This is a genomic window from Lacunimicrobium album, from assembly GCF_052161635.1.
GTDB lineage: Bacteria > Planctomycetota > Planctomycetia > Planctomycetales > Planctomycetaceae > SXPC01.
The window spans coordinates 1,428,371-1,442,638 of sequence record NZ_CP197413.1 but is presented as its reverse complement, the minus strand read 5'-3'; the positions used below and the strand labels follow the sequence as shown (position 1 = coordinate 1,442,638).

General features: G+C 54.8%; 10 protein-coding genes. 3 read left to right on the top strand and 7 right to left on the bottom strand.

Annotated elements, in window-relative coordinates:
• Positions 1 to 46: 46 nt before the first annotated feature.
• Positions 47 to 856 carry a phytanoyl-CoA dioxygenase family protein gene (locus SH248x_RS05725; RefSeq protein WP_459557552.1) on the bottom strand — a complete coding sequence of 270 codons (810 nt, stop codon included), beginning with the start codon at positions 854 to 856 and terminating at the stop codon, positions 47 to 49.
• A gap of 249 nt (positions 857 to 1,105) precedes the next feature.
• Between SH248x_RS05725 and SH248x_RS05720 the strand changes: the two genes are divergently transcribed.
• Both SH248x_RS05720 and SH248x_RS05715 read left to right on the top strand, forming a co-directional pair.
• The gene (locus tag SH248x_RS05720; protein WP_459557551.1) at positions 1,106 to 2,710 is read left to right on the top strand and encodes an efflux RND transporter periplasmic adaptor subunit; all 1,605 of its coding nucleotides are present in this window, start codon (positions 1,106 to 1,108) and stop codon (positions 2,708 to 2,710) included.
• A gap of 127 nt (positions 2,711 to 2,837) precedes the next feature.
• Positions 2,838 to 4,298 (top strand): type I 3-dehydroquinate dehydratase, encoded by a 1,461-nt coding sequence (locus SH248x_RS05715; protein ID WP_459557550.1) that lies wholly within the window; start codon positions 2,838 to 2,840, stop codon positions 4,296 to 4,298.
• A gap of 9 nt (positions 4,299 to 4,307) precedes the next feature.
• Here the strand turns inward: SH248x_RS05715 and mnmM are convergent, their stop codons facing one another.
• The 6 genes from mnmM to SH248x_RS05685 form a co-directional block, all read right to left on the bottom strand.
• Entirely contained in the window at positions 4,308 to 5,948 is a 1,641-nt protein-coding gene (mnmM, locus tag SH248x_RS05710; protein WP_459557549.1) for a tRNA 5-(aminomethyl)-2-thiouridylate-methyltransferase MnmM, read from the bottom strand.
• A gap of 39 nt (positions 5,949 to 5,987) precedes the next feature.
• Entirely contained in the window at positions 5,988 to 7,442 is a 1,455-nt protein-coding gene (locus SH248x_RS05705; protein WP_459557548.1) for a DUF1501 domain-containing protein, read from the bottom strand.
• 25 nt (positions 7,443 to 7,467) lie between these two features.
• On the bottom strand, positions 7,468 to 10,470 hold the full coding sequence (locus tag SH248x_RS05700; protein WP_459557547.1) for a PSD1 and planctomycete cytochrome C domain-containing protein: 3,003 nt from the start codon (positions 10,468 to 10,470) through the stop codon (positions 7,468 to 7,470).
• A gap of 142 nt (positions 10,471 to 10,612) precedes the next feature.
• Positions 10,613 to 10,831 carry a hypothetical protein gene (locus SH248x_RS05695; RefSeq protein WP_459557546.1) on the bottom strand — a complete coding sequence of 73 codons (219 nt, stop codon included), beginning with the start codon at positions 10,829 to 10,831 and terminating at the stop codon, positions 10,613 to 10,615.
• A gap of 51 nt (positions 10,832 to 10,882) precedes the next feature.
• Positions 10,883 to 13,159: a ferrous iron transporter B gene (gene feoB / locus SH248x_RS05690; RefSeq protein WP_459557545.1), complete on the bottom strand. Its 2,277-nt coding sequence runs from the start codon at positions 13,157 to 13,159 to the stop codon at positions 10,883 to 10,885.
• Between the two features lie 72 nt (positions 13,160 to 13,231).
• Entirely contained in the window at positions 13,232 to 13,474 is a 243-nt protein-coding gene (locus SH248x_RS05685) for a FeoA family protein (RefSeq protein WP_459557544.1), read from the bottom strand.
• A 301-nt stretch (positions 13,475 to 13,775) separates the two neighbouring features.
• Between SH248x_RS05685 and SH248x_RS05680 the strand changes: the two genes are divergently transcribed.
• A complete protein-coding gene (locus tag SH248x_RS05680; protein WP_459558590.1) occupies positions 13,776 to 14,075 on the top strand; it encodes an ArsR/SmtB family transcription factor in 300 nt (99 codons plus the stop codon).
• Positions 14,076 to 14,268: the final 193 nt, after the last annotated feature.

Here is a 14,268-nt window from a genome sequence, read left to right as displayed (position 1 = left end):
ATCGAGACCTGATCGCGAACAACACGAGTATCGCCACAGTAGGTGGTTACTCAATTGGCAGCAGTAGCTCACCGTTTGCGGCAGAGCGAGTGCCAGGAACTGGCTGGTTCTGCAAAGCGCGGAAGGTAAACACCGCAGCGTATTTTGTCTGATCGGTGTAATTCCGAGACGCGGCGTGCAATGTCAGGGCGTGAAACAAGAGCACATCCCCTTGCTTCATCTCGACAAACTTCGCGTGGCTAATCAATTCCTGATTGACTGGGTGATCAGTCCGAAAGAATTTCTGCTGGTCAAACTGGTCGGGCTGGAATGTCATGCGATGCGAACCTGGAATGACACGCAGACAGCCGTTCTTCTCGTTTTCCGTCCCCAGCGCCAGCCAGACACTGACGAGGTTTGAATTTGAAAATGCCCAGTAGCGAATGTCCTGATGCCAGCCCGTGTCCGAGCTGAAACGTGGTTCCTTGGTCATGACACAGTTATGGTGACCCAAAGGGCAGACCAGCTGCGGGCCCAGCAATGGTCGCAGACGGTTCAGCAGCGGGGCCGACGTCAGCCAGTTATGGAAGACCGGATCGCGGGAATGGGCAAGTTTCAAGCGTCGAATCGTCATGCCCCCCTGGCTGCTGCGAGCCTCAGGTGCGCCGGGGTAGTGAACGTCAGCTTCGTACTCGAACGGCTCGCGTTTATGTTCGACGTCCGTCTTCACGACGTCCAGCATGAGAGAACAGACGTCCGACTCGACCAGATTCCGACAGATGACGTATCCATTCTCCTCAAAGAAGTCCCGTTCTTCCGCGGTCATTGTCGACGTACTTACCTGCGAATCACTCATGCACTCGACCGTAACTTCCATTTATTGAATCCCTGATGCGGGTTGGCTGGTAACTTCCCTGTGACTCCATTCTTCCCGAAGTTGCTGTTTCGTCAATCGACACAGAAGGTGCGACAAAAGTTCTCTGACATGACATTGTCTGTTCAAGAACTTTCGACGATGATGGCATGAACGGGAAAACAGTCGCAATTGTCGTTAGAATAAACCGTCGTATCACGGACCACGTCTTCTTTCTGTCCGATCCCGCGAATTCCAGAATTAAACACTTTCATGTCAGTAAAAAACGAAGCAACAGTCACTGCGACCGAATCACCGTCAACTCCAGACTCGATGGGAAAGATTGCTGTCGACTGCGAGCCGTCGTCCACGGTCGGCTGGCTGCGAACGATCGTCGCGACTCTGTTGTGTCTGCTATCTCTGGTTGTTGGAGTTGGTGGGTTTGCCTACCTTGCCTCACTCCGTGAAGCTCCTGCACGACGCGAGCCGACTCCTCGTCCGCTCGTCGTCACGACGTACGAAATCTCTCCCAGCGATGTCCGGGAAATTGTCTCAGTCTATGGCACTTCACGCGCAGAACGCGAAGTTCAACTCAATGCCCAGGTCGCCGGCCAGATCATTGACACATTCAAACTGAATATCGGCGAACGTGTCGAAGCACCCAAAGTCGATGCGACATCCGGCGTGAAAACCGAGCATTATCCGGGCGACGTTGTCATCAAGATTGATCCGAAGACATACCAGGAGAAACTGAATCTGGCGATGTCCAAGCTCGATGAAGTCGCTGCAGAAAAATCGAGCCAGCTTCAGGAGAAGATCAATCTCCAGAGCAAACTCTCGATTCAGGAACAATCACTCGCGACCTACCAAAAGGAATATGACCGCATCGCGCTGCTGCACGAACAGGGCAAGGTTCTGAATTCCGATCTTGATCGGGCACGTCTGGAACTCATCGGCTATCAGGATGGCATTGATACTCTGAAATCGCAGCTGGCACTCATCCCAAAGAAGATCGAACAGCTCGATCGCAAGGCGGCGACGTTGGAGAATGATGTCCGGATGGCGGAACTTGATATCGAGCGGACGAGCGTGATCCCGTCGTTCAATGGAATTGTCAGCGATGTTGCGGTTGAACTCGGGCAGTATGTTCGATTAGGTGATCCGCTGGTCAAGATTGTTGACGTCTCGAAGATAGAGATTCCGGTCGCGATCTCAATCGATGATCAGCGACGGATTTTGTCTCAGTGGATGACCGACAGAAAGATCCAGGTCTCGATCGCGATGAATCAGCGTGAGGACGAAGTCTGGTCCGGACACATCGTGCGGTTCTCCCCGGTCGCGGATGAACGGACACGGACGGCCGAGGTTTTTGTGGAGGTCGATAATACGGCTCAGAAGTCGCCTCTGGTTCCGGGAACTTTTGTGAACATCCGGATCGAGACGCAGCTGCAAAGAAACGTTCTGCTCATTCCCCGGTCTTCGATCATTGACGGGTTTGTCCTCGTTTATGAGGAAGTCGAAGAAGAAGTCACGCTTGAAGAGACCGAGAAGACAACGGAAAAAGCCTCCAGCGAAGCAGAGACAACGACCACTGTCGATAAAGTCGTTGAACGCAAGACGAAGCTGATGGCCCGTAAAGTCCCGGTCAAAATTGATTCGTACCTGCAGAATATGGCGGTTGTTTCGGAAGGTCTCTCAGAAGGGGATAAGATCATCGTGACCAACCTGGATCTTCTCAACGAACTCCTGACGACCGGCGAGACTTATACGCTGATTGAGTCGGAAACTCAGAATGTCCGAAAGTACGAGCGGGATCAGCGAATCCGACAATGGGAACTGCTGCGTCGCGATAAAGGGCTTTCTTCTGTCACTCCCTGACGCATCAATACTCGACGTCTGAGCGTTTTTCCATTACCTTTCAGAACATCGAGAGCATCGACGCCCGTAACGACATTCCTCAGCTGGGATGTCTGCGAAGAATTTCTCATTGGGCGGGGCTCTGGCAATGAAGGGTTCTTCGATGATCTGCGTGAGTGTCACACCTGCGTCCCGCACCCTTGCTCAAGTCGACCTGTTGAACGCCTCTCGCTATGGCGATATGGTTGAACTCTGCATCGACCGCCTTATCAAAGAGCCCGATTTCAAAGAACTCCTGTCGACGATCGACAAGCCGATTCTGATTTCGTGTCGTCGCAAGAAGGATGGTGGACAGTTTGAAGGGACCGAAGAGGCGAGAAAAGCCCTTCTGCGACAAGCGATTGCCTCAGGGCCTGCTTACATTGAGCTCGAACTCGATATCGCGAACGATATCCCCCGCTTTGGAAATACGCAGCGCGTCATCAGCTTTACGCGACTGGACCGTCCTGAGTACGACATTGAGTCGATCTTTGAAGAAGCCGCGGCTGCGAAAGCCGACATTGTCAAATTCAGCTGGCCGACTCCGAGCATCGACGACGTCTGGCCGCTTCTGGCTGCCGTGACTCAAAAGAGAATGCTGCCGATCGTTGGTAACGGCAGAGGCACTCCCGAAATGACCTTCTCGCTGCTGGGGAAGAAGTACGGCTGCCCGTGGATCTATGCGGCTCTTGAGAAGGGGATGGAAGCCTATCCCGGGCAGGTGACTGTCCATGAACTCGACGAGTACTATCACTTCAACGACATCAATAAGCAGACTCGCTTTGTGGCTGTGGCGGGTTTTTCCCAGACACTCACCACGACGCTGCGCATTTTCAACCTCGCTTTTCGTCACATGAAGATGAATGTCCGCTGTCTGCCGCTGACGATTGGACGCGTTGACCGCTTAGCGAAGATGCTTGAGATTCTTAAGGTCCAGGCGGTCCTGCTCGGGGGAGAAGAAGCCACCCGTGCGATGAGTCTGGCGACCAATATTGATAAGCGGGAATTCGATACGCAGTACATCGACCTGATGCTCTCTCAACCTGATGGGTGGCACGGATATAACACATTGCTCAGAACCTGTCTGCCGACGATTGACCGCTCGTTCGTCGGTGGCATCCAGAACAAGACGATCCTCGTCATCGGAACGAATGGTATTGCTCACACGGTTGTCTCTGCACTTGCTTCGCGTCAGAACGTCGTCAATGTCTGCAGCACTGATACGCAGGCCTCTGAGCAACTCGCGAAGATGTATCAGGTCAAACACGTCCCGTTTGCTCACCTTTACGAGACGCTCTGCGATATCATCATCATCGCTGACTCCAACATGAAATTCGGCAAAGGACAAAAGGAGATCATGCCCTCTGTCCTGCGTCCACATCACACGGTCATTGACCTTTCCAACTTGCCACTCAAGAGCCCGTTGTTTGAAGAAGCGATCGCCCGCGGGTGCAAAATCATGAGCCCGAGCATTATCTACATGGACGAGATTCAACGTCAGTTCAAGGCGTTGACCGGACAGGAAATCCCGTCCGAAGCGATCCTGGAAGTCATGGGAGCGCGTAGTTGATCTGTTCGTTTACGTCAGTCGACGTCGTACGACGAACAGTCGAGGCGACTTTGGGGATGGCGGGTCAGCGTAACCCAGATTGATCGTGAACTCTCGTGGCGGGAGGCTTTTCCAGAGTCTTCGGACAACCGCTTCTTCATCAAGGCCGCCGGGATGTCCGACATACGCCAGCACGGTGAGGATGCCTCCGGGACGTAACAATGACATCACGTCGCGGAGTGCTCGCTCGGTTGTTTCGCTGGTCGTGATGACCGACTTCTCACACCCTGGTAGATATCCCAGGTTGAACATCGCCGCTCCGATGCTTCCCCGCAGTTCGCCAGGGAGATGTGAGACGACATTCGAGTGGCAGTCATTGATCAGGGTGACGTGTTTAATGCCAGCAACCGTCAGTCGACCTGAGGTACTGTCGAGGGCCTGCTGTTGTCGATCGAATGCCCAGACATGCCCTTTTTTGCCGACGCATTCCGCCAGAAACTGTGTGTCGTAACCATTCCCTGCCGTTCCATCGATGGCGAATTCATCGGGCTTGAGAATGCGGGACACAAACTCCTGAGCGACATGCGTCAGATTCTCGACTTCGAGAGACTTGACGGTAGTGTCTGCAAAAGCAGCTTCACGACGGACGTCGTAACGACGTTCAATTGGCTTGCCATGCAGCAGATGCTCGACCATCATTTCCGCCAGATAAGGCCCCTGCAGTGAGCCTTTCGATCCCAGTCCGTTCAAGTAACCGATGCGCCCATCGGCAGGATGCGTTCCGACGCGCGCGACCTGTTGCAGTAAGACCGGACGAACACCTGCCTCGTGACGAAGCAGTTCCACTTCGCGTGGCAGGATCTCATTCAGCTTCGCCAACACGGCGTCGCGACCTTCCGCTGTCACGGTCGAACTCAGATCATCATGCTCGTAGGTTGAGCCGACTTTGTAGACATCGTCCTGAATCCGTATCAGCCAGACGCCGTGCTGGACGATGCGGTCTTCATCAAGTCCGGGAATTCTGACGGTCAGAATCTGTCCTTTGGCGGGGTTACAGAGAAGTCGTCCGAAGTACGGATTGTAGGCCCCAGTGAATCCCTGGCAGAACACGACTCGTTGCGCAGTGACATCAATCTTGGGAATCTCGATCTGCTCCGACGAGATCTTCACATCCCAGAGCGGATGCAAATCTGCATGAACGATGTGATTTTGTGTCTGGAAATGACGATGCGAGACGTCGAGGTACTGCAGGGCATCCAGGCGACCTGCGACCGGGATCTCGACCGAGCCAAGATCTGTTTGAAATGGCTTTGGAGATTCGATCCACTGCACATCCCAGCCGGTTGCGATCCGTTTGCGGACTTTCTCGACATGCTCTTTGGCATGAAACAATCGAAGCAGCGGCGTCTCTGTCAGCAACCGAGAGTTGGTGATCGACTCGATCTGTCTGTAAAAGCGTTTGGCGGTCGACCAGAGAACCTCGAAGTCGTCGAGTTGAGCCAGACGTTTGCCAGTGACCGGCGAGATTAGACCAGCTGCAACTTTCGAGGAGGTCGACGTTTCGTTTCGATCTACAAGCAGGACATCAACGCCCGCATGACGCAACGCCCATGTCAGCGTTGTTCCGGCGAGACCGCCGCCAATGATCAGAGTGTTGATTTCCCTCGCCATGCGGCCAGTTTAGGCGTTTTGCTGGTTTTTCGACAGCGACTAAGCCAGCAGCTTCTCGACGACGTGATGTTCTTCGACTCCCGTCAATCGCACATTCAAACCTCCGGAACGAGAGGATAATTTTGAATGGTCGATTCCCAGACAGTGCAGCACGGTGGCTTGCAGGTCATGCACGTGGACCGGATCTTCGACCGGCTTGAAGCCAAGGTCATCCGTCTTGCCGACGGTGATCCCTGGCTTGATCCCGCCGCCCGCCATCCACATGGTGTAGGCTTGCGGGTGGTGATCGCGTCCCTGACTTCGACCGAGAACGACGGAGGACTCGACCATCGGCGTGCGACCAAATTCGCCGCCCCAGATAACGAGCGTGTCGTCCAGCATGCCGCTGCGTTTGAGGTCTGTAAGAAGTGCTGCACAAGGCTGATCGGTCGTGCCGCATTGGTTCTTTAATCCACCGGCCACGTTGGAGTGGTGATCCCAGTCGGAGTGATAAACTTGAATGAAGCGCACGCCACGCTCGGCCAGTCGTTTTGCCAACAGACAGTTGTTGGCAAACGCTTTCTTGGCGTTCCCTGGTTCAGCCCCGTAAAGGTCGAGGGTTTCTTTGGTCACGCCGCCGGTATCCATCAGTTCGGGAACGCGGGTTTGCATGCGATAGGCCATCTCGTAGGCAGAGATGCGCGTTGCTGTCTCGGGATCACCTTGTCTGGAAAGTCGCTGCTGGTTGAGTGACTTAATGGCATCGAGTGCATCGCGCTGTGACTTCTGATCCATGCCTTTGGGAGTCGTGACGTTGAGAATCGGATCTCCGGAGTTGCGAAACGGAACGCCTTGAAACGAACTCGGCAGAAGTCCCGAGCCCCACATCGCGGTTCCTCCGCTGAGGGTGGCACCGCTGGTGAGAACGACGAATCCAGGCAGATCGGTCGCTTCGCTGCCGATGCCATAAGTGACCCAGGAGCCCATGCTGGGACGACCGGGCACGCCGTTGCCCGTATTCACAAACAGTTGAGCGGGGGCATGGTTGAAGTGATCGGTGTGGACGGTCTTGATGAACGCGATGTCATCGGCAACTTTTGACAGATGAGGCAGGGCCGACGAAATCTCTGCGCCGGACTGGCCATGTTTGGCAAACTCAAAACGCGGTCCGAGGACGGCTGCGTCGGGTTGAATGAAGGCGAGACGCTGACCTTCGGTGACTGACTTGGGAAGGGGCTTGCCTTCGAGCCGGGTGAGTTCTGGCTTGTAATCAAACAGGTCCAGCTGGCTGGGGGCACCGGCCATGAACAGGTAGATGACTCGCTTGGCCTTCCCTCCATTCGGAAGGAGATAGCCCGATGACGCCGATTCGTGGGCGTGCGTCTGAGAAGTCATCATGTTCTGCAGACCGCCGGTCATCAGTGATGTCAGCGCGATCTTGCCCAGTCCGATGCCACAGTCTTGAAAGAGCTGGCGACGGGTGCGGGCGAGCAGTGGGTGGATAGGATCAAGCATAGGTGGGCTCTGCGGCAGGGAGGAATTATGGCTTCACGACGGCTTCGTCGAGGTTCATGATGACGCGGGCGACAAGAGTCCAGGCAGCAAGGTCAGCTGTTGCGTCCTTATTGCCAGTCACTTCTTGCGGGTTGATTTCCCCCGCTTCGATGCGTGAGCGTTGCATCTGGAAATAAGCGACCAGTGTCGAGACTTCCTCTGGACCGGGCGGTCGGATGAGGAAGCGTCGGAAGAGTGTGGTTATGGTGGACTCGATCGGCTGATCGGTTTTGCATGACGTCGCGGCGTGTCGGGCCATCTCCAAATACATCTCGTCGTTGAGGAGCGTTAGCGCCTGGAGTGGCGTGTTACTGCGATCCCGTTTGACGATGCAGTTCTCGCCGGTTGGGCCATCAAAGACCGTAAAGGCAGCAAAAGGAGTCGTGCGTTTTGAGAAGGTGTAGAGGCTGCGTCGATAACGATCCTCGCCGGTCGAAGCGTTCCAGCGGAAACCGCCGTAGGCGACGTCGGTGACTGATCCGGGCTGAGGAGGAAAGACGCTGCGGCCATACATCTTCTGGGTCAACAGCCCGCTGCTGGCGAGCATCTGGTCGCGGAGGACCTCGGCGGAAAGTCGGTAGGAAGGGCCGCGCGAGAGCCAGCGATTACTCGGGTCGTTCGCCTGCTCTTGTGCAGTGACCACGCTGGAACGTCGATAGGCTGCACTCGTGACGATCAAGCGATGCAGGGATTTCATCGACCATGGTTGGAAGCCATCGGTCGTGGGTGTCATGAATTCGCAGGCCAGCCAGTCGAGGAGTTCCGGGTGGCTGGGTGGCTCGGACTGGGTTCCGAAATCTTCCAATGTCGTGACAAAGCCTTGTCCAAAGAATCTCGCCCAGGCACGATTGACTGCGACCCGCGCGACGAGAGGGTTGTCTTCACAGACGAGCCACTGCGCGAACGCTAAGCGGTCGTGTGGAGGCTTCTCAGTTGAGGTCGCGAAAATCTCCGGGATACCGGGCGTGACTGGTTCTCGTGGCGACAGGTACTCGCCACGGTGGTGGCGATGAGTTTCGCGTGGATTGTCTTTGGCTCTTGTCCGGAAGATGAGGGTTCGAACGGGAGCAGGTCTGGAGTTACGCAGCTTGTCGACTGGCTTGCGCGCTTCTGCGAGTTCGGGCGCTGTCAGCAGGAAGTAGTTTCGAATTGTTGTTTCTTCGTCTTCTGATCGCGAGTCGGCGGGCTGACGAAATGCAGCTTCGACTTCTTCCGTCAAGCGAACCGGTGACCGCAACTTCTCGTCGAACGTCACACTAATCCGGAACTTGCCGAGTGCTGCGACGAAGTGGCGTTCGAAGAGCATCTCGATCGTTAATGTGCCTGTCGGCTGAAGAGGTTGAGCGAGCGGGATCACGTACTGAATGCGTTGCCCGATCTCGTCACCCGCTGGCTGGACCCCCGAAGAGCCGTTGCCGTCGGAAAGTGAGACCGCCGTCGGATTCGCAGGATCGAAGGCGACCTTCTGCCCATCGACAGTGGTGGTGAATTCGCTCAGGAAGAACTGCCCTGCTCTGCCTTCATAAAACGTCCGACCCGGTCCACGCTGCGGAAGGCGCTCGTCCGGCAGGGCTTCGAGTCGCAGGCCGGTGATCGGCTGTTTGAACTCAGAGAGGTTGAATGCCAGGGTGTAAACGTCCCGTTTCGTGAAGTCGCCACTGGCAAAGACCGCGCCGTCTGGCTCGACTTCGAGATAGGGGAGATTACTGGTCGCTGATTGAGGTTTGGCGGTTGTCCAGGTGTTGAGTGAGCCTGCGACCTTGTCTTTCCAGTTTGAGAAAGCCGTTTGAAAGGCCGTCCAGCGACGTTCCGGTTCTGGTCCATCCCCTTGAAACGGCGGGTACTGGAATTCGAGACCCGGAATTTCTGCTCGAACTTGAACATCGATCTCATCGCGTCGCTGCTTGAGTGATGCTGGTGTGACATCGAGTTCGAGTTCTTCCGCGTTATTCAAGAGGCCAAACAGCTGGTAATAGTCGGTGTGCGTGATGGGATCGTATTTGTGAGTATGGCATTGGGCACATCCCGTGGTCATGCCGAGCCAGACGGCACCGGTCGTTGCGACTCGGTCGACCATTGCGAAATAACGGAATTCGAGCGGATCGATTCCCCCTTCTTCGTTCAGCATCGTGTTGCGATGAAAGCCGGTTGCGATGAGTTGGTCCTGAGTCGGCTCAGGAAGAAGGTCGCCAGCGAGTTGTTCGATCGTGAACTTATCAAACGGCATATCGTCATTGAGGGCCTTGATGACCCAGTCGCGGTACGGCCAGATGGTTCGTTCGCGGTCTTTTTCGTAGCCGTTGGTGTCTGCATAGCGGGCCAGATCTAGCCAGGATCGCGCCCAATGTTCGCCATAAGAAGGGGACGCGAGCAGTTCATCGACGACCTTCTCATAGGCGTTGGCAGACGTGTCATTCACAAACGCATCCGCCTGCTCAGGCGTGGGAGGCAAGCCGATGAGGTCCAGATAGACACGACGGATTAATGTGTAACGGTCTGCTTCAACGGACGGCGTCATCGCGCGTTCATGGAGCTTGGCGGCGATGAACTGGTCGATGGGGTTGACGGTGCTGCTGTCTTCGATCTTTGGAATGTCGGGGCGGACCGGCTTTTCAAACGCCCAATGTTTCTGATACTCCGCACCGCTTTCGATCCACTTCTTGAAGGCCTGCTTCTGCTGGTCAGTCAACATGACGCCGCTTTGGGCAGGCGGCATGCGCAGATCTTCGTCATCGGAGAATAGACGAGCAATCAGTTCGCTGTTGTCGGAGTCTCCCGGAGCAATCGCGCCGGCTTCGATCGCTGCTTCGCGAACATCCAGACGCAGGCCGGCTTCGCGAGTTTCTTCGTCGGGACCGTGGCAGGCGTAGCAGGTTCCGGAAAGGACCGGTAGCACATCGCGACGAAAATCGACTTCTTCAGCGACCAGCCAGGAACTGGACAAATACAGAGCGCAGGCCAAAGCCCAGATGCGCACACCCAGTCTCATAGATCAGATTTCCCATCCTCGGCTCGCGACATCAACGGCTCATGACGTCGCTACTGTTCGGACTGAATCATCTTACTGGCGAACAGAGCAGACGCCAACAGGAATTGCAAGGAAATTGATTCTCTTATCCACGATTGCCGAATCAACTGGATGATTTTTTGCTGGTATTAGGCGTCTGTAGCCCCACAAGTTCGACGACCTTGATTTTGCTGTTTCCGACATCGCAGCTGCTGCATCCACCGCATTTTGTCGCTGCACGCTTGGACAAAACGCCGCGAATAAACTTGCCGATGCGTCGTCCCAGATACGACAGGGCCAGGACAAGGATCAGCAGAACAATCAGATTCTGAGAATCATTCATAATGCAACGCTTCGGGCAGATCAGGGGGGGGCATGTCCCGAGAATGGATGGCTAACCCATCATCGCCGTGCCGACCTGGTAGACAATCAGGGCGACGACATAGGCCAGCACGGTCATGTAAACAAACGAGAAAGTCGGCCACCACCAGCTGTTTGTTTCTTTACCAATCACGACCAGCGTGGAGACACACTGCGCACATAGGGCAAAGAAAACCATGATGGAGAGGCCTACCGGAATCGTATACACCGGAGAGCCATCAGGCCATTGAGAGTTTTGGATGGCAGAGACGAGGCCTTCGCTTTCCTCATCGACTTCACCGCCCAGTGAGTAAATGATGCCCAGGGTGGCAACAATGACCTCACGTGCAGGAAACGATGCGATCACGCCGACGCCGATCTTCCAGTCCCATCCGAGCGGGCGGACGAGCGGTTCGATGGCATGACCCATCTGGCCCATGTAGCTCTTTTCGATGAGTGAGGCAGCCATGGTGTCATGCTCGTGTTGAAGTGATTCGATCGTCTTCGTTAAAGCAGCGACTTCAGGAGATACGGGAGCTTCGGGATCTTCCGGCTTCTCCATGCCATCGAGAATCGCCTGCTGAGACTCCAGGTACTTCTGCACGGCGTATCGGGGCGTATGATCGCCCGGGTAGGTCGCCAGGGCCCAGATGACGATGGTCGTGGCGAAGATGAAGGTTCCTGCTGTTGTTACGAATGACATGCTGCGTTCGTAAACACGACTCAGCACGACGCGAATCGAGGGACGCTGGTAACGGGGAAGTTCCAGTAGAAATGGCGATGGGTCTTCACTCACCATGAAGTTTTTCAGCAGCACCGCGATCGGGATCGCCAGAATCAGGCCGATGCTGTTCATCAGTAACAACATCAGTCCTGGAAGTGTCACCCAGCCTCCCAGGTAGGTGATGTTGGGAATCAAGGTACCAACAATCAGCAGGTAAACTGGCAGGCGGGCAGAACAGCTCATCAGGGGGGCGATTAAGATCGTGATCAGGCGATCGCGGTTGTTATCGATCGTGCGGGTGGCCATGATCCCGGGAACCGCACAGGCGAACGACGACATCAGCGGGAGGAACGACTTCCCGTTGAGACCGAGTCCCATCATCAGGCGGTCCATCATGAACGCAGCGCGAGCCATGTAACCGCTGTCTTCCAGGATCGCGATAAACAGGAAGAGCAGAGCAATCTGCGGCAGGAAGACAAGTACGCCTCCCACACCTGCAACGACACCATCGACGAGCAGACTCCGAAGTGGCCCAGGTTCCAGGCCTGCTTCTACGAAGCTATTGATTTGTCCTTGCACGCTTTCCAGGCCATCCGCGAGAGGGCTCGCCCAACTGGTAATGGCCTGGAAGACGAGCAACATGACTACCGTAAAAATGACTGGGCCCAGAAACGGATGAAGTGCGCAGGCATCCAGACGCTCGGTCCATGACTTACGCGTGATCGGCTTCTGTACAATCGTCTGACGGATGATATCGCTGGACCATTGATACCGCTGGCTGGCTTCCGTCCCCGGAATGGTGAACCCGCTGGCTTTCAGCTTTGCTCGCGTGTTCGTGATGATGTCCGTCGCAGTTTGTCCGTGATCTTTGGAGACTCGCTGCTCGATCACGCCTCCCTGATCAAGAAGCATGCGCTCGGCCAGGTAAAGAGGACACGGAGTCGAGATTGCCTTTTCGACATCCGCATGAAAACTGTTCAGAGTTTGATAGAACTCTGGCGTGAGTGGCTGGTGTTTAATCGACGGAGGCTGGCCGACCGCTGATAGGATCGCGTTTTTCAGTTCGCTGATGCCAACACGGTTGTTTGCTTCACAACGAACGACGGGGATGCCGAGAGTTGTTGACAACTTTTCCACATCGATTTCAAGACCTGAACGCTGGGCGGAATCCCACATATTCAGGGCGAGAACAGTCGGCAGGCCCAATTCAAGCAGTTGTCCGAGCAGGTAGAGGTTTCGCTCCAGATTGCTGGCATCTGCGACGCAAATGATAACGTCAACAGGACTTTCGCTGGCTTGACGTCCAAGGAGGACGTCGACAGTGACCATCTCGTCCAAGGAGCGAGGAGAAAGGCTGTAGGTCCCGGGAAGGTCGACGAACTCGAGGGCACGTCCATTCCAGGTTGTCCGACCGGTCTTACGCTCGACGGTCACGCCGGGATAATTGCCAGTGCGTGCATTCATGCCAGCGAGGGCGTTGAAGAGCGTACTTTTGCCGGTATTCGGATTGCCGATCAGGGCAACATGCAGGGATTTTGGCGAAGCAGGGATCGACTTGGCGGGCGGATCAGATTGCGTAGTTGTCATGTCAAACCGGCCACGTCCATTGGGCAACAGCGAAATCACTCAAAGTGATCACGAGTGACAGCGAGAAAAACCTCAGCCTTGACTTGGCTGCACTAATTCGACGAGCACCTTGGCAGCATCAGCCTTACGCAGGGCGATCCGAGAACCATTGAGAAAAAATTCGACAGGATCACCAAGTGGTGCGGAACGCAGGAACTCGATGCAACGTCCTGGAATAAAGCCGATTTCCATAAGTCGAAAGTGCAGGCCATCTTCTCCCAGAATCGAGCTGATGCGGGCAAGCTGACCTTTTTGAATTTGTGTCAAATTTGACATTCAGATTCAACCTTTTGGTGATTTCGGCGTATTACGAGGGTGAGTTGAGATCTCATCGACAATCGTTGTAACGAATGATAGCAGAACTGGCAATGAAGTTGAGACTCAGTTTCAGTTTGGTAGAAATTTTTGATAAATCCCCTCATTTCAGACATCCCTCGGGGTCGTTCTGCGTCTGTTTAATGAGCCCCTCATGATCCGCAGCGGTTGATACTCCAAGCTGGCTTTACATGTTGGATTGTGAATGAATGTCCCGAAGACTGAAGAAACACCTGATATGACACCTCCCCCTTCTGCTGCCATGGAATCGCGACTGGATGCCCCCAATTTTGTTCATGCAGCCGAGTGCTTGAAGATTCTGGCCCATCCGCATCGTCTTCAGGTTGTCCACATGTTGCTTAATGGGCGATATTCTGTCGGGCAGCTGGCAGATGCCTGTGAAATTCCCAGCGCTATGATGTCTGACCACTTGCGTCTCATGCAAAGATGTGGCTTTCTGGCTTGCGAAAAGGAAGGTCGGACAAAGTATTACACGATCATCGAGCCGCATCTGGCGGACATTATTGCGTGTCTTGAATCTCGCTTTTCCACGCGATCCTGACATTTGGTCTATAACGCCGTGCAGTGACACACAAACGTCGACCTCATTCAGCTGATTTGTTTGTGAAAAAACGACGAAGGTTCCTCTCTGTATCGTCCTGAAAACCTGGCATCCAGCTATTCTGCGAGTCAATAAAGTTGACTCCCTGTACCGTTTTGAAATTGCACAACCGATCTCGATTCGAGATTCTGAA